The organism is Streptomyces abyssalis (assembly GCF_001751365.1).
Lineage (GTDB): Bacteria > Actinomycetota > Actinomycetes > Streptomycetales > Streptomycetaceae > Streptomyces > Streptomyces abyssalis.
The window spans coordinates 562,227-583,098 of sequence record NZ_LJGT01000038.1; the positions used below are offsets into that span (position 1 = coordinate 562,227).

General features: G+C 68.5%; 20 protein-coding genes and 1 tRNA gene. 11 read left to right on the forward strand and 10 right to left on the reverse strand.

The features are described 5' to 3' along the window. Nucleotides 1–65: 65 nt before the first annotated feature. A complete protein-coding gene (locus AN215_RS09685) occupies nucleotides 66–1,103 on the reverse strand; it encodes a uroporphyrinogen decarboxylase family protein (RefSeq protein WP_070013005.1) in 1,038 nt (345 codons plus the stop codon). 164 nt (nucleotides 1,104–1,267) lie between these two features. Here AN215_RS09685 and AN215_RS09690 point away from each other — a divergent pair, with 164 nt between their 5' ends. Then, complete coding sequence (locus AN215_RS09690; protein ID WP_070013004.1) at nucleotides 1,268–1,747, forward strand: HIT family protein; 480 nt, start codon at nucleotides 1,268–1,270, stop codon at nucleotides 1,745–1,747. Between the two features lie 154 nt (nucleotides 1,748–1,901). Here AN215_RS09690 and AN215_RS09695 read toward each other — a convergent pair whose 3' ends face one another. The 3 genes from AN215_RS09695 to AN215_RS09705 are packed head-to-tail and all read right to left on the reverse strand — an operon-like array spanning nucleotide 1,902 to nucleotide 5,115. Continuing rightward, the gene (locus AN215_RS09695) at nucleotides 1,902–2,834 is read right to left on the reverse strand and encodes a carbohydrate ABC transporter permease (RefSeq protein ID WP_070013003.1); all 933 of its coding nucleotides are present in this window, start codon (nucleotides 2,832–2,834) and stop codon (nucleotides 1,902–1,904) included. Next, complete coding sequence (locus AN215_RS09700; RefSeq protein WP_079122856.1) at nucleotides 2,834–3,781, reverse strand: carbohydrate ABC transporter permease; 948 nt, start codon at nucleotides 3,779–3,781, stop codon at nucleotides 2,834–2,836. The genes AN215_RS09695 and AN215_RS09700 overlap by 1 nt, the downstream gene beginning before the upstream one ends. Then, nucleotides 3,778–5,115 (reverse strand): ABC transporter substrate-binding protein, encoded by a 1,338-nt coding sequence (locus AN215_RS09705; protein WP_079122857.1) that lies wholly within the window; start codon nucleotides 5,113–5,115, stop codon nucleotides 3,778–3,780. Before AN215_RS09705 ends, AN215_RS09700 begins: the two co-directional genes overlap by 4 nt. Nucleotides 5,116–5,325: 210 nt before the next feature. Here AN215_RS09705 and AN215_RS09710 point away from each other — a divergent pair, with 210 nt between their 5' ends. Continuing rightward, complete coding sequence (locus AN215_RS09710) at nucleotides 5,326–7,683, forward strand: beta-xylosidase/alpha-l-arabinosidase (RefSeq protein ID WP_070013002.1); 2,358 nt, start codon at nucleotides 5,326–5,328, stop codon at nucleotides 7,681–7,683. Between the two features lie 46 nt (nucleotides 7,684–7,729). Here AN215_RS09710 and AN215_RS09715 read toward each other — a convergent pair whose 3' ends face one another. Together AN215_RS09715 and AN215_RS09720 are read right to left on the reverse strand one after the other, a co-directional pair. After that, nucleotides 7,730–8,794 carry a LacI family DNA-binding transcriptional regulator gene (locus AN215_RS09715; RefSeq protein WP_079122858.1) on the reverse strand — a complete coding sequence of 355 codons (1,065 nt, stop codon included), beginning with the start codon at nucleotides 8,792–8,794 and terminating at the stop codon, nucleotides 7,730–7,732. A 163-nt stretch (nucleotides 8,795–8,957) separates the two neighbouring features. After that, nucleotides 8,958–9,911, reverse strand: a complete 954-nt coding sequence (locus tag AN215_RS09720) for a phosphotransferase family protein (protein WP_070013001.1) — start codon at nucleotides 9,909–9,911, stop codon at nucleotides 8,958–8,960. A 149-nt stretch (nucleotides 9,912–10,060) separates the two neighbouring features. Between AN215_RS09720 and AN215_RS09725 the strand changes: the two genes are divergently transcribed. Then, nucleotides 10,061–10,585 (forward strand): DUF1203 domain-containing protein, encoded by a 525-nt coding sequence (locus AN215_RS09725; RefSeq protein WP_070013000.1) that lies wholly within the window; start codon nucleotides 10,061–10,063, stop codon nucleotides 10,583–10,585. 214 nt (nucleotides 10,586–10,799) lie between these two features. Here AN215_RS09725 and AN215_RS09730 read toward each other — a convergent pair whose 3' ends face one another. Further along, nucleotides 10,800–11,405, reverse strand: a complete 606-nt coding sequence (locus AN215_RS09730) for a dihydrofolate reductase family protein (protein ID WP_070012999.1) — start codon at nucleotides 11,403–11,405, stop codon at nucleotides 10,800–10,802. 616 nt (nucleotides 11,406–12,021) lie between these two features. Here AN215_RS09730 and AN215_RS09735 point away from each other — a divergent pair. From AN215_RS09735 to AN215_RS09745, 4 genes are read left to right on the forward strand one after another with little or no spacing between them, the layout of a single operon-like run. Then, nucleotides 12,022–12,396, forward strand: coding sequence for a hypothetical protein (locus AN215_RS09735; RefSeq protein WP_245694367.1), 375 nt, complete (start codon nucleotides 12,022–12,024; stop codon nucleotides 12,394–12,396). A gap of 51 nt (nucleotides 12,397–12,447) precedes the next feature. Continuing rightward, on the forward strand, nucleotides 12,448–12,888 hold the full coding sequence (locus tag AN215_RS09740; protein ID WP_070012997.1) for a hypothetical protein: 441 nt from the start codon (nucleotides 12,448–12,450) through the stop codon (nucleotides 12,886–12,888). A 14-nt stretch (nucleotides 12,889–12,902) separates the two neighbouring features. Then, nucleotides 12,903–13,175 carry a hypothetical protein gene (locus AN215_RS29525; protein ID WP_139140710.1) on the forward strand — a complete coding sequence of 91 codons (273 nt, stop codon included), beginning with the start codon at nucleotides 12,903–12,905 and terminating at the stop codon, nucleotides 13,173–13,175. Further along, nucleotides 13,156–14,538 (forward strand): hypothetical protein, encoded by a 1,383-nt coding sequence (locus AN215_RS09745; RefSeq protein WP_139140711.1) that lies wholly within the window; start codon nucleotides 13,156–13,158, stop codon nucleotides 14,536–14,538. Before AN215_RS29525 ends, AN215_RS09745 begins: the two co-directional genes overlap by 20 nt. Nucleotides 14,539–15,033: 495 nt before the next feature. Here AN215_RS09745 and AN215_RS09750 read toward each other — a convergent pair whose 3' ends face one another. Together AN215_RS09750 and AN215_RS09760 are read right to left on the reverse strand one after the other, a co-directional pair. Then, a complete protein-coding gene (locus AN215_RS09750; protein ID WP_245694368.1) occupies nucleotides 15,034–15,429 on the reverse strand; it encodes a GIY-YIG nuclease family protein in 396 nt (131 codons plus the stop codon). An 849-nt stretch (nucleotides 15,430–16,278) separates the two neighbouring features. Continuing rightward, complete coding sequence (locus AN215_RS09760) at nucleotides 16,279–16,578, reverse strand: hypothetical protein (RefSeq protein ID WP_070012993.1); 300 nt, start codon at nucleotides 16,576–16,578, stop codon at nucleotides 16,279–16,281. Nucleotides 16,579–16,861: 283 nt separating this feature from the next. Between AN215_RS09760 and AN215_RS09765 the strand changes: the two genes are divergently transcribed. Then, complete coding sequence (locus AN215_RS09765; RefSeq protein ID WP_070013852.1) at nucleotides 16,862–18,076, forward strand: site-specific integrase; 1,215 nt, start codon at nucleotides 16,862–16,864, stop codon at nucleotides 18,074–18,076. Between the two features lie 271 nt (nucleotides 18,077–18,347). Further along, nucleotides 18,348–18,689 carry a hypothetical protein gene (locus AN215_RS09770; RefSeq protein WP_139140712.1) on the forward strand — a complete coding sequence of 114 codons (342 nt, stop codon included), beginning with the start codon at nucleotides 18,348–18,350 and terminating at the stop codon, nucleotides 18,687–18,689. A 106-nt stretch (nucleotides 18,690–18,795) separates the two neighbouring features. On the opposite strand, the gene AN215_RS09775 is transcribed toward AN215_RS09770, so the two are convergent. Then, nucleotides 18,796–18,872 (reverse strand) — tRNA-Thr (locus tag AN215_RS09775). Between the two features lie 216 nt (nucleotides 18,873–19,088). Here AN215_RS09775 and AN215_RS09780 point away from each other — a divergent pair. Both AN215_RS09780 and AN215_RS09785 read left to right on the forward strand, forming a co-directional pair. Further along, entirely contained in the window at nucleotides 19,089–20,213 is a 1,125-nt protein-coding gene (locus AN215_RS09780) for an ABC transporter ATP-binding protein (RefSeq protein WP_070012991.1), read from the forward strand. Between the two features lie 195 nt (nucleotides 20,214–20,408). Continuing rightward, complete coding sequence (locus AN215_RS09785) at nucleotides 20,409–20,834, forward strand: hypothetical protein (RefSeq protein ID WP_070012990.1); 426 nt, start codon at nucleotides 20,409–20,411, stop codon at nucleotides 20,832–20,834. Nucleotides 20,835–20,872: the final 38 nt, after the last annotated feature.

Sequence of the window (20,872 nt, forward strand, 5' to 3'; positions counted from 1 at the left end):
ACGGTCTGGCGGCCGTCGAGGAAGCTTGCGTACCCGAACGCCGAGGTGTCCTGTTCGGAGAGGGCCTAGCCGACGGCCTCCGCACGCAGAATCCGGGCAGCCCCGGCCATCGCGCGCAGCTTTCCCTCGGCGGACTGCCGTGGCAGGTACTTCATCCCGCAGTCCGTCGCGACCACGACGCGTTCCGGGTCCACGTACGGCAGCGCGCTCCTGACCCTGGCCGCCACCGTCTCGGCGGACTCCACGGCGGGGTCGGAGAGGTCGATGACACCGAGGATGACCGTCTTGTCCGGCAGATGCCTCAGAACCGAGGTGTCGAGACCGGACTGCGCGGTCTCGATCGAGACCTGATCACAGGCGCAGTCGGCGAGTTCGGGGAGGAAGGAGTAGCCCGAAGGCCGCTCGTGGATGATCGCCGCATAGCCGAAACAGATGTGCACCGCCGTCGTTCCCGGTGCGCCCTGCAGCGCCCGGTTCAGAGCCTTCAGCCCGAACTCCCGCGCGGGCTCGGGACGTGCCTGCATGTACGGCTCGTCGAGCTGGACGATGTCGGCCCCGGCGGCGAACAGGTCGTGCACCTCGGCGTTGACCGCCTCCGCGTAGGCCATCGCGAGGGCCTCAGGGCTGCCGTAGTGATCGTCCTGCGCCTGCTGCGACATCGTGAACGGGCCCGGCACCGTCACCTTGACGACGTGGTCGGTGTTGGCGCGGAGGAAGCGCACGTCGCCGGCCTGCACCGGCTCGGGCCGCCGGACCGGGCCCACGACACGCGGTACCGGATTCGGGTGGCCGCTGCGGTCCAGCGCCTCGCCCGGGTTGTCGACGTCCACGCCTTCCAGGGCGGTGGCGAAGTGGTTGGAGTAACTCTCACGGCGCATCTCGCCGTCGGTGACGACGTCGAGACCGGCGCGCTCCTGCGCCCGGATCGCGAGCAGCGTGGCGTCGTCCTGTGCCTCGGCCAGATGCTCCGGGGCCGCTCGCCACAGCTCACGGGCGCGTACCCGCGGAGGGAAACGGCCGGCCAGTCTCGCCCTGTCGATGAGCCACTCGGGCTGGGCGTAGCTGCCGACCAGCGACGCGGGGAAGAGGGGAAGGGACCGCATGGGCCGAACCCTCCCGGACTTGGCCCGGTCAGGCAATACATCGTCGGCGACGTCTCGCCCGGCCGCGCTGGAAGACCTGGGCTTCCCCGGCACGTGTCCCCGCGGCCCCTTACGCGGTCCGTACACCTCCGGCTGCCGACTCGGCTCGGGTAACGTCCGACGGCATGACTGACGACTGGCGCAAGGACCGGATCGGAAGCGCCTTGCGGGGGGAGAATCCCACTGTTCTGCGGCGGCTGGAAGCGGGCTTCGCTGTGATCGGGGACGTCCAGTTCCTGCCCGGGTACTGCGTGCTGCTGGCCGACGATCCCCAGGTGGAGCGGCTGACAGACCTTCCGCGTTCCAGGCGCCTGGCGTTCCTCAGCAGCATGGATCAGCTCGGCGAGGCCGTCGAACGGGCGAGCCGGAAGTCGGACCCAGGCTTCCGGCGCGTGAACCTCGAGATCCTCGGCAACACGGACGCCATGCTGCACGCCCATGTGTGGCCGCGCTTCGAGTGGGAGCCCGCTCATCTCGTCGGCCGACCGGTGTGGCTGTACCCCGCGGAGAACTGGCGCGACGGACGGTTCGCCCTCGGCCCGCGGCACGACAAGCTGCGAAGCAGCATCGCGGACGAACTGGACGGCCTGCGGCAGGACGCCTGACACACCTGCGGACAACGCTCCGGGCGGCGGGCGGGATTGTGTGCGGGCCGGCCTGCGGGCTCCCTACCCTGCTCCCCATGCGGGTCTGGGTGAGCGGAGCACGCGGAAGGCTCGGCGTCGAGGTCTGCCGGCAGCTGTCAGCCGCAGGCCAGGCCTACTTGCCGCCCAGCCCCGCAAGCCCCGCGACGATCCAGCGGCGGGCGAGGACGTACGCGATGAAGACGGGGGCGGCGGACAGCAGCACGGCCGTCATCAGTCCGGGGACGTTCACGCCGTACTCGGTCTGGAAGTTCCAGAGATTGAGGGTGAGGATCTGCTGTTCCTCGGACTGGGTGAGGATCAGCGGGAACAGGAACCCGTTCCATGCCTGGAGCGCGGCGTAGATGCCGACGGCGACGATGCTGCCGCGCGACATCGGGATGACGAGGGACCACAGCGTGCGCATCGGGCCGGCTCCGTCGAGCGTCATGGCCTCGTAGTTCTCGCCCGGCACGTCGCGCAGCGAACCGGCCAGGATCAGGACGGCGAACGGCAGCCCGAAGGCGACGGTGGGCAGGATGATGGCGGCCTTGGTGTCGTACAGGCCCATCCGGACGATCATCAAGTAGACGGGGATGATGACGGCTTGGGCGGGGATCGCGAGCCCCAGCAGGAATACGGAGAAGGCACCGGCGACGAAGCGACTGGTGGAACGTACGACCGCGTACGCGGCGGGTACGGCGCACACGAGGGTCAGGGCGACGCTGACGACCGTGACGATCACGGTGTTGACGAAGGCGTTCGTGAATCCGCCTTCCAGAACCGTCGTCAGATTCCCGGAGGTCAGCTGGCGGGGCAGGCTGAGCGGTCCGTTGTCGAGGAATCCGTCGCGGCTCTGCACGCTCCAGCTCAGCATGCACCACAGCGGGACCAGGACGATCAGGAGCCAGATCAACGAGGCGGCGCCCGCAGGGATGTTGGCGCGGGCGAACAGCGGACGGGGGCGTACGCCCCTCGCCCTGGTGCTTCCACGGCCGCCGCCGGACCCGGGCCCCGGCCCGGCGGGCGTGCGGGTCTGTCCGGGTGCGGCAGCGGGGGCGGTGGCCATCAGATCCCCTCCAGGGTGGAGCGCATTCTGCTGAAGCCGCTGAAGCGGACGATCAGCAGTGACAGCGCTGTGCCGAACAGCACGAGGACGGTGGCCAGCGCCGAGGCCGGCCCCATCTCGAAGCTCTTGAAGGCCTGTTGGTACATGCGGAACGGCATGGACTGGGTGCCCGCGCCGGGACCGCCGTCGGTGAGGATCAGGATCGTCTCGAAGGTCGTCATCGAGCCGACGATCATGAGCGTGGAGGAGGTGACGACGGTGTTGCGCAGCTGGGGCAGCGTTATCGACCAGAACTGCCGCACGCGGCCGGCGCCGTCGATGGTGGCCGCCTCGTAGAGATGTGCGGGTACGTTACGCGCGGCGGCCTGGTACATCAGCATGTGGAACGGCACGAACTGCCAGGCGCCGACGGCGATGATGGCCGTCAGCGCGCCGCCGGCCGTACCGAGCAGGTTGCCGTCGGGCATGCCGACCCACGGGCCGACACTGCCGGCGAGGCCGAAGTTGGGATCGAGCAGCGCCTTCCAGACCAGGGCGGTCGCCGCACCGGAGAGCAGCAGCGGCAGGAAGACCAGGGCGGAGGCCACCGCACGTCCCCGCTGTGCGCCGGCCGCCCATACGCCGAGGAGCAGTGCGAGCGGTGTCTGTACGGCCCAGCCGGCGATGGTGAGTACGGCGGTGATCCGCAGTGAGTGCAGCAGACCGGGATCGGTGATCAGGTCCCGCCAGTTGCCGAGCCCGGTCCAGCGGGGGTCGCCGAGGCCGTTCCAGGTGGTGAAGGAGAGCCAGCCGACGAGGACGAGCGGTACGAGGGCGAAGACACCGAAGACGAGTATGGCGGGGACGGCGTAAAGGGCGCCCGGCCGGGCGGCGTTGTCGGTGTGCGAGGCGGCGCGCGTACGGCCGAGGAACGCTGGGCGGGCGGGCGCCGGTGCCGGGGCGGTCACTGGATGACCTCCATCGCGTCGACGAACTGCCGTGGCGAGAGCTCCTCCAGGAAGATCTGCTGAAGGCTGGAGAGCATCGCCTCCTTCACGGCAGGGAGCATCGCCTGGTCCCAGGAGAGGGTGAAGTCCGGGGCCTCGGAGACGATGCGGTAGACATGCAGCGCGAAGTCCGGGTCGGGGGCGAGATCGCTCAGCCGGTCCTCGATGCCGACGGCGGCGGGAACGTCACCCGCCTTGATGAGGGCGTCGATGAAGGGGCGCGCGGCGAGCTGGGTGCCGACCAGGTCGAGACCCGCGTCGATGTCGGAGCTTCTGGCGTTGATGGACAAGTAGTTGGTGTTGTTTCCGACCAGGGCGCGGGGGTCGCCCGTGCCGCCGGGGATCTCCGGGAAGGACACCCAGCTCAGGCCCTCCTCGGTGAAACGCGTGTGGTCGTTGCGCAGGTTGGAGTACTCCCACGAACCCATCAGGTGCATGGCGGCCCGGCCCTTCGCGAAGAGTGCGCTGGCCCCGCCCGAGCCGTAGCTGACGGATCCGAAAGCACGGCCGAACGCGCCGCGGCGCACGAGGTTCTGTATTCGGTCCAGGGCCTCCTCGATGGCGGGGTGCCGCCAGCTGCCGCGCTCTCCCGCGAATATCTTCCGCAGCGCTCCGGCGCCGGTGAGCCGCCCGGTGATGCACTCGAACCACATCAGCTCGCACCAGCTTTCAGCCCCGGCGAGCGAGACGGGGAGGACGTCCGCGTCGACGAAGGCGTCGACGACGTCGAGCAGTTCGTCCCAGGTACGGGGCGGGCGCAGGTCGTGCTCGTCGAAGAGGGTCTGGTTGCAGAAGAGGATGACCGGCTGCATACCGCGTACGGGCAGCCCGAGCGGTTCGCGGTCGTCGACGCGGGCGGCCTGGAGGGCCGCGGGCAGGAACGCGTCGCGCCACCGGGTGTCCTTGCCGAAGCGGTCCGCCAGGTCGACCACGAGTCCGGCGTCATGGTACGGGCGCAGCGACTCGCCGCCCCAGCTCCAGAAGACGTCCGGCCCGTCCGAAGTGCCCATGGCGATGCGGAGCTTCTGCGTGTAGCCGGTGTTGGGGAACGGCGTGAGCTTGGCAGGCACGGGGTGGCTGCGCCGGAGGCGGGCGAGGGCGGCGCGCTGGATCTTGTTCTGCACGGGGTCGGTGAGGGTCCACACGTCCAGACCGCGGGCCTCTCTTCCGGTGCCGAGGCCCAGGGCCGAGCAGCCGGTGAGGGGGGCCGCGCCCATGCCGGCGGCTCCGATGCCGGCGAGGCCCGCCAGGAAGCGACGCCGGCTGTGCGCCGGTCGCGTCGCCGTGTCTGCCATGACGCCTCCGCTCCAGAAACTTTCGGTGAATCCCGAAATCAAGAGGTTGGCGTGGAACCTAGAGCGGGCACAGCAGGGCCGTCAATAGCAGTGCAGGAGTTGCCCGACACAAGTTCCGGCCTGCAGCAGGACAGGAGAACTCATGACGTAGAAAGTTTCCGAAATCATCGAGTAGCATCCGCTGCATCCGCTCCACTCGACGAGGTGACGATGGAACAGAAAGCGCACCACTCGGGCAACCCGGACGACCACGGCGGCACGGCGCCGTGGCGCGACAAGCGGCTGACGGCCGACGCCCGCGTCGCCGACCTGATCGCCCGGATGACCCTCGACGAGAAGCTGGCCCAGCTGGTCGGCGTGTGGGTGGGCGCCACCCACGACGGCCGCGGAGTCGCCCCGCACCAGGACGACCTGGCCGGGGAGTCGCCGTCCTGGGAGGAGCTGATCAGGGACGGGCTCGGGCAGCTCACCCGCGTCTTCGGCACGCGCCCGGTGACACCGGCTGCCGGCGCGAAGGCCCTCGCCGCGAGTCAGCGCGAGGTCATGGCGGCCAACCGGTTCGGCATCCCCGCGGTGGCACACGAGGAGTGCCTCGCCGGGTTCACCACGTGGGGTGCGACGGTCTTTCCCGTACCCCTGGCCTGGGGGGCCAGCTTCGACACGGCGCTGGTGCGGCGCATGGCGCAGGCCATCGGGCAGAGCATGCGCTCGGTCGGCGTGCAACAAGGGCTGGCACCGGTGCTGGACGTCGTACGGGACGCGCGCTGGGGCCGGGTCGAGGAGACCATCGGGGAGGACCCGTATCTCGTCGGCGAGATCGGTTCCGCCTACGTGTCCGGGCTGGAGTCGGCCGGGATCATCGCCACGCTCAAGCACTTCGCCGGGTACGCGGCGAGCCGGGCGGGACGCAATCTGGCGCCGGTGAGCATGGGAACGCGCGAACTGGCGGACGTGGTGCTGCCGCCCTTCGAGACCGCGCTGCGGGAGGCGGGCGCCCGCTCGGTGATGGCCGCCTACACGGACACCGACGGCGTCCCCGCCTCTGCCGACGAGGCGCTGCTGACCGGCGTGCTGCGCGATGAGTGGGGCTTCGAAGGGACCGTCGTCGCCGACTACTTCGGGATCTCGTTCCTCGAACTGCTGCACCGCACCGCCGGCAGCCCGGGCGAGGCCGCCGCCCAGGCGCTGACGGCCGGTGTGGACGTGGAACTCCCCACCGCACGCTGCTACGGGCGGCCGCTGGCCGGGCAGGTGCGCGAACACACGGTGGACGAGGCGCTGGTGGACCGTGCGCTGACGCGCGTACTGCGGCAGAAGTGCGAACTGGGTCTGCTCGACCCGGACTGGAGCCCCGAGCCGCCGGTGCGCGAGCCCGATCTCGATCCGCCCGGACACCGTGCGCTGGCCCGGCAGTTGGCCCGTGAGTCGGTGGTACTGCTCGCCGACGACGGCGGGCTGCTGCCGCTCGGCGAACCCGGACGGGTCGCCGTCGTCGGGCCGCTCGCCGACGACGCCCTGGGGCTGCAGGGCTGCTACTCCTTCCCCGCGCACGTCGGGGTGCGCCATCCGGAATGGGACATGGGCGTAGCCGTACCGAGCGTGCTGCAGGGGCTGCGGGAGAGCCTGGGTGCCGACCGGATCACGTACGAACAGGGCTGCCCCGTACAGGAGACGGACCGCTCCGGCTTCACCCGTGCGGTGACCGCCGCGCAGGAGGCGGACGTCTGTCTGGCCGTACTGGGCGACCGGGCAGGGCTCTTCGGGAGCGGCACGTCAGGCGAAGGGTGCGACGTGCCCGACCTGTCCCTGCCCGGAGTGCAGTCCGAACTGCTTGAGGAGCTGCTGGAGAGCGGCACCCCGGTGGTGCTGATCGTGGTCAGCGGGCGTCCGTACGCGCTGGGTCCGGCAGCCGGAAGGGCGGCGGCGATCGTGCAGACCTTCTTCCCCGGCGAGGAGGGTGCGCCGGCGCTGGCGGACGTGCTGACCGGCCGGGCCGACCCGTCCGGCCGGCTGCCGGTCAGTGTGCCGCGCCTGCCCGGCGGCCAGCCGGCGACCTACCTGAGCGCACCGCTGGGACGTGCCGGCGAGGTGAGCTCCCAAGACCCCACGCCGCTCTACCCGTTCGGGCACGGACTCTCCTACGCGCGCTTCCGCTACGGGGAGTTGACGCTGAGCAGCGACGAAGTACCGGTCGACGGCACGGTGGAGATCTCCTGCACGGTCACCAACACGGGCGAGCGGGCGGGCACCGATGTCGTGCAGCTCTACCTCACCGACCCGGTCGCCCAAGTGACCCGCCCCTGGCGGCAGTTGGCCGGGTTCGCCCGGCTGGAACTCGCTCCGGGCGAGAGCCGCCGTGTCACCTTCGCCCTGCACACGGACCGCACCGCCTTCACCGGGCGGGACGGACGGCGCGTGGTGGAACCAGGCCTGATCGAGGTGCGGATCGGCAGGTCGAGCACGGACACACCGCTGGAGGGCTCGTTCCGTATCGCGGGTACGGCACCGCGGCCGGCCGGACACGACCGGGTGCTGCGGACTCCCGTGCGGGTGACCGAGTACCGGTGAAACGGACGCCGGGGCGAAACGGACGGGCGGGCGGGACGGCTTCGGGTCAGTGCCGCCGGGGAGGAGCCGTGCTGTCGCGTACGACCAGTTCCGTGGACAGCTCCAGTCTGCGGGTCTCGAAGGAGCCGGTCTCCAGACAGCGCAGCAGCATCCGCATCGCCTGCGCCGCCATCTGCGCCACCGGCTGCCGGATGGTGGTCAGCGGCGGTGAGGCCAGGCCGGCGGCGGGCAGGTCGTCGAATCCGACCACGCTCAGGTCGTCCGGGACGCGCATACCGAGGCGTTCAGCCGTGCGGTAGACACCCAACGCCTGCTGGTCGTTGCCCGCGAAGATCGCGGTCGGCGGGTGCGGGGAGGAGAGCAGTTCACGTGCCGCCTGTTCGCCTCGCGGTGCGTAGAAGTCGCCCTCGGCGATGAGGCCGTCGTCGACCGGGAGGCCCGCCGACCGCAGGGCCGAACGGTAGCCGTCCAGCCGCGCTCGGCTGCACTGCAGCTCGGGCCGCCCGCCGATGAGGCCGATCCGCTCGTGCCCGAGGGAGATCAGGTGCTCGGTGGCGGTGAGGGCGCCGTTCCAGTTCGTCGCACCGACGGAGGCGACCTGAGGGTCGGGCTGGCCGACCGGGTCGATGATGACCATGGGGATGCCGAGCGCACGGATCTGTTCCTCGTGCGCCGGCCTGAGTTCGGTGACGGCCAGGATGATCCCGTCCGACCAGCGCGCGGTGAGGTTCTCCAGCCACCTGCGCTCCTCGGTCGTCTCCCCGTGGATGGCGGAGACGACAGTGCCCAGCCCGGACTCGTGCGCGACGGCCTCGACCCCGCGGATGATCTCCACCGACCACTCGCTGTCGAGATTGTTGAAGACGAGGTCGACGAGCCGCGCCTGACCCTCCCGGCGCTTGGTGCGGCGCGTGTACTGGTACTTGGCCAGCAGCCGCTCGACCTTGCGGCGCGTACCGGCGGCGACGTGCGCGTGCCCGTTGAGCACCTTGGAGACGGTGGGGACGGAAACGCCGGCTTCGCGGGCGATGTCGCTGATGGTGACGCGTTCGCGGCGACTGCGCGCCCGCGCCCCTTCCGCGCGTTCGCCCGCCGTGTGCGGTGCGGCCACGTTCCGACCTCCTGTGACCCCTGGCCCCTGGGTGCTGGACCCTGGCCCCTGATGCTCTGCTCGCGGGCCACCCTAACGGAAGCGCCAGGAAACTTTCGTAGAGCTTTCGGCGCTCAGCGGAGGGCCCTCGTGCCGGGTGAGCGCAGGAGAGGGCGAGGCCGGCTCAGCCCAGAGCGTCCATCACGGCGGTGACATACGCATCCAGCCGCTCCTCCACGGCTCGCGTCGTCAGCTCCGTCCGCCCCGCCTCCCGCCAGGGCCGCGACACAGACCGCACTTCCTCCGAGAACGCCAGCGCGTCCCGCACCCGCCAGTACAGCCGCTCGCTCGCGGCCGCGGCCAGCACCCCGCCGGCCTCCTCGTACGCCTCGGCGAACCGCAGACCCCACCCCGGGCCGTGCAGCAACGCGAGATTCGTGGAGCAGTGCGCCACGTCGAGATCCGCCGGGCCCCAGGAGGCAGCCGCCCAGTCGACGACACCGGTGATCCGGGCACCTGCCGGTCCTGAGGGCGGCACGTCGAACAGCACGTTGCCGGGGTGGAAGTCCCGGTGCAGGAACCGCCCTTCGTAGGGCGGCGCGGGCCCGCGGATCACGTCGATCGCCCCGGCCCACGCCGCAGCGTCGGCGCCCTTCGGAGTCACGACGGTGTCGGCGGTCGTCAACGCCACATACACGCCCGGCCGTTCGGCAGGACGCAGCGCGTTGATCGCCACAAGCTGACGGGCCAGCAGAGGAACGCGCGTCTCAAGTCCCTCCTCGTCGAGGACCGTACGGCCCGCCAGATGTGTCATGAGGAGCGACGGATACTCGCAATGCGCGGCGGTCGCATCAACCGCCACGAGCCGGGGAGCCGGCACGCCGGTCCCCCTGAGCTGGGTCAGGGCCCCGGCCTCCCTGTCCAGAGAGTCCTCGGCGTCCTCGACACCGACGAAGGTCCGCAGCACCAGGTCACGGGTGCCTCCGTCCCGCGCGCCGATGGTCAGCCTCCGCATCTCCGCGCTGATGCCGCCGTGCAACGCCTCCGCTCCGGCGATCCGCTCACCGACCTCCAGGTGCCGGTTCACCCAAGCCAGCGTCAACGGACGGACAGACGCCGCCTCATCGTTGTCGGTCACGCTGTCACCTCACCATCCGGACGGCGGCGCGTGGTTGCGAGCCAACCGCAGGTCTCCCCCCAGATCCCCCAGACCACAGGCTGCGCCGGCCTGCCGTCGCGTCTGGATTCCGCCAGCAGATCAAGGGCCGCCAGCCGACGCTGGAACGCATGACGGCATACACACCGCTCCCCATCCCTCCCGCTGCTCTGAAAGAACTCCGCGATTCCGACGACGCCGCACAGCCCCTCCGGCCCTGCACCGCGCGTGAGGACGGCATTCCCCTCAACTGCGTGGGCAGTCCCCTGCGTTGTTGCCTGCGGGCGATCGAACCCGGTGAACGGGTCGCGCTCGTGTCGTACGCGCCGCTACGCCGCTGGGCGGCGGCCACCGGTGCCGACCCCGGAGCGTACGACGAGTCGGGACCGGTGTTCATCCACGCCGGGGAATGCGGGGGGCCACGGCCGCGCGAGACCCCCGGCTACCCGCTCGCCCGGCCGGGGGCACTGTTCACCATCCGTCGCTACGACGCCGTGGGCCGCATCGCCGGGGGCCGCCTGCTCAAGATCCCCGACGACGCCGAGGCGGGCCTCGACCAGGCGTTCAGGGAAGCGTTCAGCCACCCGGAGGTGGCCCTGGTGCACGTCCGGGCCGTCGAGTACGGCTGCTTCCAGTACGAGGTACGCCGTCCGTAGATCGTGCGCCGTCGGGGCGGTGTCCGGAGATCTCCACCGCCTCCGCACGGGCACCTTCCAGCACTCGACGGGTGCGTGACCAAGAGCTGTGCAGTCAAGGCCTGCCCTGACTTCGGCAGTGCATGTCGCCTGAATCGAAGGCTGCTGTGTGCCTGCAGGAACTGACAGTGGCCAGGGTGCCTGGCGGCGGTCCGGACAGGTGGACGGGGCAACGTCACGCAGGGGCGAAGAGCGGCGGGTGCTCGAGCACTCGGGGCTTGTACTCGACCAGCTGGATGCGGCCGTCGAAGGTGCGGTGCTCGGTCATCTCGAGGGCGACGTCCGGATAGCCGTCGTAGATGCGTTCCGCGCCCGTGGCCCCGGTGATCACCGGGAACATCACGACCCGGAAGCGGTCGACGAGTCCGGCACGCAGCAGGGACCGGCACAGGCTCAGGCTGCCGATCGTGCTGAGGAGCCCCGAGCCACCCGCCTTCATGGCGCGGACCGCCTCGACGGCGTCGTCCCGGACGAGCGTGCAGTTGGCCCACGTCAGTGGCTCCTCGATTGAGGAGGAGAACACCACCTTGGACGCTCGCGTGAGCTCGTCGACGGACGCCTCTTCTTCGGGCCTGAACTCATCCTGGCCACTCGGGACCTCGCCGGCGGCGAAGCCCGACATCTGGCGGTAGGTGTTCGCTCCCATCAGATGGGTGCTCTCGGGCTGCTCACCGAGCCATGCGAGGTACTCCGGGCCCTCGAGGCCCCAGAACCCGGGCCATCCCTCTCCCGACGCGTGGCCGTCGAGGGAGGTGATGAAGTCGACGAGAAGCTCCGACATGGCAGTGGCCTTTCCTAGGTTGTGTCACGACCTTTGACCGGCCGGCAGCCACGAACTCATCGGCCGCGCTGTGGGGTAACAAGGAAACCCATGACGCGGCAGCCGATGGCGCCGCTGCCGAAAACGAGACTTCACGATCTGCGGCACCTGCACGCCACGATGCTTCTATTCGCAGGCGTCCCCGTTCACGTAGTGGCCGCACGCCTCGGACATCGCGATCCTCGGTCACACTGCGGGTGTACGCGCACGTCATCAGTGGCCCGAACGCCAATGTCGCCGACACCTTCGCGCGGACGCTTGCGGCGAGGGAAGCTGCTGCTCCAGGGCCAGGCCGGTCCGACTCGGGATGACGTCCCAATGAAGGGAACACAACTGCGAGCTCAACGTCTCGGGGGCCTTTGCGCCACAGGGCAGTAGCTCTCGAACGGTGAGGTCCCACTTCGGCGCGGTAGTCGCTCTGTGAGAGCAAGGGAGGATAGATGACTGAGTAGCAGTACTCAGTCACCTCCAACCCCCCTCCCGTTAGGGTTCGTTGGTGGCCCAGTCGGGCCCTGACTACGTGAATGCAGGGGGAAGCAGCGCCGTGGCTACGGGTGGACACGATGCGTCGAAGCGTGTGGACGAGACGGAGCTCCTGGAGATCGCCAGAGACCCGGTGGATGCGCGAAGACTGCGGGAATCGCTGGAGAAACTCGCCGGAGGCGCTTCCAACGACACGCTCAAGGAGATGGCGAAGGAGGTCCTTGCGGGGCGCATCGGACTTCGCGATGCCGTGGCCGTACCTGCCTACAGCGAGGCCCTCATCGAGGGCGGACGTCCTTTCCGCGAAGAGTGGGACAAGCTTTCCGCCGCGGAGCGCGAGCGGCTGGCAGCGGAAGGAGAGCGGGAGTACGAAGCGAAGCGTCTTGAGATGGAGGCAGAACAGCGCCGCGGGGCCGAGAACTCCGGATCGAAGGCCCGGCACAGCGGGCGCGGCTGGTCTGTCTACTGAGAATCACGGGGGAGTGTCTGGGAGCAGATCCAGCAAGGTGCCTCGGAACGGATGGACGGGCTTGTCTGGTCCCGCGTGGACTCCGTCACCGGCGAGGGAAAGAACCCCGCGCTGGGACTCCTTGGTATCGGTCTCGACCTGCTGAGCCCGTCGACCCTCGTCAACGAGGCCGTCAAGTTCGTCTTCAACGTCGACATCTTCGGCGAAGCGGCGAAGATGCTGTCCGGCGACTGGGAAAGCTACGGGGATTGCGCCAATGCATGGGGCTCGCTGGGCGACTTCTTGAACAGCATGGCCACCAATGTCGACAAGGGGAACGACCTCCTAAGTCAAACCTGGTACGGCAACGCAGCCGACACACGCTGGGATTACTTCGACCGGCTCACCACGAAGATGAACGACACGGACGACGCCTTCGCCAACCTCAAGGCGGCCTACGAAGACGTCGCCGGTCAATCCAGCAGTTCGCGGACGGCCTCAAGGCGGGGTTGATCCTCATCAGCGACATGGCTATCGCGATTGGTGTCGAGATAGCCGTGGCAACCGGCGCCGCGACTACCGGGGTCGGCTTGATCGTGTCAGGTGGAGCGGCTGCGCTGATTGCTCGTCAGGCGGCGAAGATGATCAGCGAGTGGTCGAAGATCATCGATGCTCTGTCAGCGCTCTACGCGAGCATCAACGCCACCTTCGGTGCAGGGGGTGCGGTGCTGGACGGGAATCTGAACGCGGTGAAGGCGTTCCCGAAACCGGGCGGAGGCTATGACCATCAGGCTGTCTGATGTTGGCAAGATTCTGGGCTGGGGCGGTCTCGCGGGTGTCGCTGCATGCCTGCTGCTGCGATACGTCGAACCGGCCCCCCGGTGGGACGTCCTGACCTGTCTCGGGATATCCCTGCTCGGGCTGATGCTGTCCTGGGCAGGGACCCGGCGTGAGGCGGCTGCGCCGGTGGAGGACGTCCCACCGTCACCTGCCCCGGTGGAACCCGCGGGGTTCCGTCTCGTCGGCGTCTGGCGCCCCGGACGTACCCAGCGGCAGCATCTCGGTGTCCTGCTGATGCTGCTGTCCGTCGGCCTGTTGTTGTTCGGCTCCGCCCAGCACGTCACGCCCCAACTGGCCGACGCCCGTAGCGGATCCGCACGGATCGTCCCGGTGACCGTCGTCGAGGTGACCGCACAGCGATCCACGCCAGTGCGCGGCGGAGGCACGACCTACACCTCCGAGCTCTCGCTCAAAGCGGCCAAAGGCAGCACCGGCAACAAACCGCTGCACGGCAGGATCAAGACCTCCGACTCGGTGGGGCCCACCGACAAGCTGTGGGCCCTCTACACCCCAGGTGCCGGCAAAGAGGCAGCACAGCTGACGGAGACCCGGGGCGAGCTGGAAGCTCTGCGGGACGGGGGTACCCGCCCCTCCGGCATGCTGCTCGGCATCTGTGCAGCCGTGGCCGCATTGGGGCTGGTCCTGTTGCTTCGGCGCAAGGTGAAGCCGTCCCAGGACGAGGAATCCGTCGCGGAGACGCTGCACACAAGTGGTGCGCAGGCGCTCGCCGTCACGCTGGGAGGCACGGCCGAGGAAGGCAGACGCGAGCTGGGAGTGGGCCTGAACCTGCAGGCCGAGGACGGAGAACGCAGGCTGTACATCAGCCGGTTCGTCGACAGCGAGCATCTCGCCGACCTCCTCTACGGCCACACCGCATGGCTGTACTGGGCACGGCCCCAAAGCGAACCACCACGCGGACGCCCCGGACGGAAAGGCGAGATGCTGCCCGCCGTCCTGGTGCTCGGCAGCGGCGACGAAGCACGCTACGTACGCGGATGGATGCCACGCGAACCGGACTGGCCTGTCGCCCAGGGACGTCGCCTGGGAGCGATCAGCCGCGAGTCCTGCCCACCGGTACGGCCATTGGACTCGGGCGGGATGCGACCACCACGTGCGCGCCTGGGCGCCATGGTGTGGCTGGGCCTCGCGGGGCTGGCCACGGCTGCGACAGCCGCCTTCCCCGTGGGCGGCGGCAAGGAACTCGTTCAGACCGGAGGTGTCGTGATCGTCCTCTGCACCGTCGTGGGCATGCGCTTGAGCGAGGCGAAATGGCGCCCGGCCACCCGCCGTCAGAAGCGACGCACGGCGGAGCATGCGGCATAGCTGAACCCGCCGCCTTCCCGTTCCACCCCAGTGGTCACGACGGGCAGCACCGGGCTCCCCGCGCTCCCCTGCGATGGTTCTGGTCACCTGCTGCTCCGAGCACTGCCCCGGAGCCAAGCCGGCTCCGGGTGGCAGTGCTCGGCAGGTAAAGCCTGGTCACGCTCCGTATCTGACGATCCTTGCAGCCAGCCCAAGTTTGGGCCTCCAAACCGCCTGGCCTCTGGCCCAGAATTAGCGAACAAATCAGCAAGCAAGATCAAAGAGGCCGGTTCCGTGATCGGAACCGGCCTCTGACCTGTTACTTCTCCGGAGCCGCCTGTCGGATTCGAACCGACGACCTTCTGTTTACAAGCTGTGGACAGCTCGGACATCTGCGGTCGGAGTGGTCCCCCGAGGGACGATTCCAGGGGCTTGCGGCTGCCAACGGTCAGCAGGGTTGCTGTACTTCGCTGATGTACAGCAACCCCGCTGGCGGCGTTCCTCGACGTGGTCTGGTCACGTGGTGACCGGCATCTCCCGGGCTCGCTGTCGTGCTTGGGCACGTATTTCGGTGAGACGCGGGTGAAAGGCGTTGTGCCGGTTCTGATCGAGATTCAGCGGTAGGTCCAAGCGACTGATCAGGTCTGCCTCGACCGTCCACGGCTCCGGATGCTCCAGCCAGCACACACGCGCGTGCTCGGCCATCCACTCGCTCAGAACCGCCTCGCCGGCCTTGGTGAACGTCATCCGCTTGCCGCTGCTGCCGACGCGGCGCAACTCCAAGCCCAGCAGACACCCCAAAGTGAGCCGCAACGTGGAGCCATAGGCGTTTCCCCGGAAGTGATACCGCACCCGCTTACGCAGATTCTGCGTACTCGTCCGGCTCGTCATGTGCCGCGGCGCGATACCCACGTATAGGAGCCGACCTGACGGCAGACTCGGATGCGGGGGCTCCTCGAAATGCCACCCGTACACGCCGGCCACACGAGGCACCGGCCCCGGAAGCGACAAGACCTCTGTGGCCGACCAGAGTCGACCCGGACTGGTCAGAGCAGCAGCGTGCACACAAGCCTCCTGGAGCCGACCTACCGGTGTAGAAACTACGTCCTGATGCTGTCGACAGACTCACGAGCTTGGGAATCACCCTGCAGATCGGGCCAGTTGACCGGCGGGCTGGCAGAAATGCTGAGTGTCCTCGCTCGCCGCTCACGTCGCCGTGGCCCGCATCGTCCGTGATATACCGCCACTTCTGGTCCGCATCTGCTGCATCGACGTGTGGGGCCGTCGAGGGGCGCTATTGGTCGTACAGCTCGGGTGGATCTCTGCGATGCGATCCTCCAGGCGCCCGTTTCTCAGGTCTGCTAGTGCCGCCGCGTATCCGACTTCGATGGCCTGGGTCAACATGGTGAGCACTTCCACCGGCTCATGAACGAACCCGCCGCCCGACATCAGCATCGCTGCGGCCTGGCCAGCTGCTATCCCGTCCTGACTGTGCACGGTCCCCTCGTGCAGCCGGCTCACACCACCCGCCCAAGAGCGCACGTCGTCCTCTGAGAAGCCCATCGGTGACGGCACTACCCAGGCGCTACCTCGGATGGTCAGGCAGTGTGCCCTTTATGACGTGGGCGCGCCGACGATCACCTGTGAGCATGTGGACGGGCCTGACGTCGGTCAACTCATCGCCAGGCTTCCCGTGGCTTCCCGTCTGATGTGTGTGTGACACAGACGGTGCGGGCTCGCTGCTGCGCCGTGACGGGGTGGCTACCGGCGTCGCGTCGATGGGCGCCGGATATAGAGAACGATCAGTGTTGTCAGACCGGCGCCGCCGAGCAGTGCCAGGAAGCCGCCGAGGCGGAAGGTCTGGTTGGGGCCGAAGAGCACCCAACTTCCGCCGTACAGCAGGAAGAAGCTCAGGTAGGTCGGGAGGAAGAGGGAGCCTGTGTGCGGGAGGAAGTCCTGAGCTGTGAGCGGCCGGCGAGGCCGCCGTGGCCAATCGCGTATCCATGCCTTGGCTCGGTCGACGAAGGGCAGTTCGTCCGCTAGAGGGGACGCCTCTGTCACGCGGTGCCTTCCTCGCGGGGTGTGTTCTCCGGGCTTCGGCATAGCCGTACAAGTCTCGCAGACCGGTGAGGGTGGCCCAGGCCAGAGCGGTGGGACGACAGTCACCATCCGGCATCGACTGTCAGCTTCGGCCAACCTCGCACGGTCCAGAGACGGCCCAAGGACCGAGCCCCTGGCTTCGCGACGCGAAGGCACACGGATGTCACGACGCATCTCGCCCTCGCCGCAAGCTGCGTCGACCGCCCGGCTGGTGGTCTGGTCCTCTTCTCCTTCCATCCTCAAGATGCGAGCCATCTACCCGTACCGCAACGGCTTCGCTGCGTACGCCTGGGTCACGACGCCCGACGGCAAGCGCAAGTACGTCTACGGCAAGACGCGCCCCGAGGTCCATGAGAAGTGGGTCAAGCTCCACGCCGAGGCGAGAAAGGGGCCGGTCGCCACGCGGCACCGAACTGTGGCCGGCTTCCTCGATTACTGGCTGAGCTCTGTCGTGAAGCCCAACCTCGCTCCCCTGACGTACGTGGCGTACGAGGGTGCCGCCCGCCTCTACATCGCTCCGCACCTGGGCACCAAACGCCTGGACAAACTGACCGTGCGGGACGTGCGCGAGTGGCTGACGAAGCTCGCCGACACCTGCCAGTGCTGTGCGCAGCGCAAGGACAAGAAACGCCCGGCTGAGCGGCGGCGGTGCTGCGCCATCGGGAAGTGCTGCGAGCAGTACCCGAGCGGGCGCGTGGTGCAGATCGCGCGGGACACGCTCCGCGCGGCGCTGAGTCAGGCGATGCTCGAAGAGGAGGTCTCCCGCAACGTCGCCAAGCTCGTACGCGTCCCGAAGCCGCGGCGGCGGAAGGTCAAGGCGTGGTCCGTCGGGGAAGCGAGCAGTTTCCTGGAGCACGCTGTCACGGCCGACGATTCGCTCTACGCGGCCTGGGTCCTGGCGCTGACGCTGGGCCTGCGACGTGGGGAGATCCTGGGCCTCACATGGGAGTCCATCGACTTCGAGGCCGGAGAGCTGTACATAGACCACCAGCTCCAGCGGGCCGGCCGTGAGGTCCTGCACCGCGAGACCAAGACGGAGGACTCGGAGGACTTCCTGCCCCTCCCGGATCTCTGCCTCGCGGCACTGAAGCGACGTCGTCAGCAGCAAGACGCTGACCGGAAAGCGGCCCGTGATCGCTGGCAGGACTCACACGGCCTGATCTTCACCACCCGCTACGGCACCCCGATCGAGCCCGGCAACCTCACCCGCGCCTTCGCCGTCCGCATCCGCCAGGCCGGCGTCCGACCGATCCCGCTCAGGAATACCCGGCACACCGCCGGTTCCCTGCTCGTCGCGCTCAAGGTCCACCCCAAGGTGGCGCAACGGATCTTGCGGCACTCCAAGTTCACGATGACCTTCGACGTGTACTCGGAGGCGAGCGACGAGGAGATCCGTGACGCCCTGCAACGGCTCTCCTCCGGCTTCGGCCAAAAGCCAGACATGACGATCAGTCAGTAGCAATCACGTCGGCCGCTGCTCTCCGCGACAGACGGCTCCTGTTGGAGGTCCCGTTCCCACCATGGAACGGGGCCTCTCGGGGTTTGGGGACTTGGCTACTGGAGTCGAACTGGCAAAGTTCTGCACACATTTCAGCATCGATGCGACTACATGCTCGCAATAGGGCTAGAACTGGAGAACTCGGGCGGGCGGTGAGTCACCTCACTCCACCCCTGGATCCGGCACATGCGGATACGGGCCTGCATGGCTCAGCTCTGGAGAGGGGCAATTCATGGCGCAACTGGTTATCGGCAACGGACGCACCACGAGCGCCGAGTCATTCTGGTATGTACTCGGATGCATAGCTTTGGGAGCCTCCTACTTCGCAAAGGTGCCTGCCAAGAAGGCGCTCAGTGAGTACGGATTGATCGAGATGACGGGGGCCGAGAAGTTCTGGTACGTGCTGATGAACGTAGCTCTGGGCTCCGGGTACCTCGCAAAAGTGATCACCAAGAAAGCACTCTCCGAGGTGCACCGCGTCGAGTACGCGTATGGCACGCCCGACACGGCGAGCGAATCCGTGGAACCGGCCCCGTCCGTCAGTGCGCCACCCGGCAGCTCCAGCAGTCTGTGACCCTCGGCCCACACAGCAAGAACCCCAGTTGCTGTACTTCGCTGCTGTACAGCGCACAGAGGCCCCGTTCCGATCATGGAACGGGGCCTATGAGCTGCTGCTTCCTTGGAGCCGCCTGTCGGATTCGAACCGACGACCTTCTGTTTACAAGACAGATGCTCTAACCAGCTGAGCTAAGGCGGCGGGCCCGGCCCGCCTGTGCGTACGTGCAGGGGACCAGCGTGCCCGTGCAGTCTACCCACCCCGGCCAGGGGGTCCGCGATGCGGTTTCGTTGCTGCCCGACTGCTGACAAGACGCGTACCGGCGGGTTAGCGTCACCGCACGTTCACAGGAGTGAAACGTACTCCCCTTTACGACGGATCGTCCGGCACGTACCTGCCGGTGAAGGAGACAACAGCATGGCTACGGTCACGTACGACAAGGCCACCCGGATCTATCCGGGCGGCGACAAGCCCGCCGTCGACAAGCTCGACATCGGTATCGAGGACGGCGAGTTCCTCGTACTCGTCGGCCCCTCCGGTTGCGGCAAGTCCACCTCCCTGCGGATGCTCGCGGGCCTCGAGGACGTCAACGAAGGCGTCATACGCATCGGCGACCGCGACGTCACTCACCTGCCGCCCAAGGACCGGGACATCGCCATGGTGTTCCAGAACTACGCGCTCTACCCGCACATGAGCGTCGCCGACAACATGGGCTTCGCGCTCAAGATCGCCGGTGTGAACAAGTCCGAGATCCGCAAGAAGGTCGAGGACGCGGCGAAGATCCTCGACCTCACGGACTACCTCCACCGCAAGCCCAAGGCACTCTCCGGCGGTCAGCGTCAGCGCGTGGCGATGGGCCGTGCGATCGTCCGGGAGCCGCAGGTCTTCCTCATGGACGAGCCGCTCTCCAACCTCGACGCGAAGCTCCGCGTCCAGACCCGTACGCAGATCGCCGGTCTGCAGCGGCGCCTCGGCATCACCACCGTGTACGTGACCCACGACCAGGTCGAGGCCATGACGATGGGCGACCGGGTCGCCGTCCTCAAGGACGGGCTGCTCCAGCAGGTCGACACCCCGCGTCACATGTACGACCGCCCCGCGAACCTCTTCGTCGCCGGCTTCATCGGCTCCCCCGCCATGAACCTCGTCGAGGTGCCGATCACCGACGGCGGCGTGAAGTTCGGCAACAGCGTCGTGCCGGTCGAGCGCGAGGCGCTGTCGGCCGCCGTCGACAAGGGCGACAAGACCGTCACGGTCGGCGTCCGTCCCGAGCACTTCGACGTGGTCAACGGCGAGGGCTCCGACAAGGCCGTGTCCAAGGACGAGCCCGCGGGCGTGGCCGTCACGGTCAACGTCGTCGAGGAGCTCGGCGCGGACGGTTACATCTACGGCACGGCCAAGGTCGGCGGCGAGGACTGCGACCTCGTCGTCCGCGTCTCCGGCCGGAAGGTGCCCGAGAAGGGCGCCGTCGTGAACGTGGTGCCGCGCGGTGGCGAGACGCACGTCTTCTCCACCTCCACCGGCGAGCGCCTCAGCGACTGATCCGCCGCCCGGCCGCGCCGCTCAGCGCGCAGGGGCCGTATGCCTGCACAACAGCCGGGCATACGGCCCCTTTTCGCGTCTTTCCGGGCATTTTCGTGCACGGCGTCAACATCCGTCACGGACGCGCCTGTGCGCCGTCGCTCGCCGGAGTGACCGAATGTCGCCAAATCACCACTCTTCGCTACGATCGCCGGCGTGAACCACATTGCCCGCCGAATCGGCCGATCTCTCGCCCTCGTTCTCCCAGTCGTACTCGTCCTGTCCGGGACGCTCGCAGTCGTCCGCGTGCCATGGAGCTCGTCGTCCTCCTCCAGTACGCAGATGCTCACGGCGTCCGAGCACAGGGCGTCCACGAAAGCGACGTACCGGGCGCCCCAGGACGCGCTCCGCGACCGTCTCGTCGCCGAGCTGCAGGAGAAGGACCCCGGTGTGGCGCTGACCAGCCTCCAGCAGGAGATGTCGGAACGCCCGTCGCTGGCCAGGCACTGCGCGTCGCTCGCGCGGGCCCTCGGCCGTGCCGCCGTGCAGAAGTACGGCAGCGTGCAGCGCGCCAGCAGCTGGTCGCGGCCCGTCTGCGACACGTCGTTCGCGACCGGCGCGTCCCGGATGCTCGACCGCTGAGCCGCCACACCACCACCGAGCCCCATCACCACTGAGCC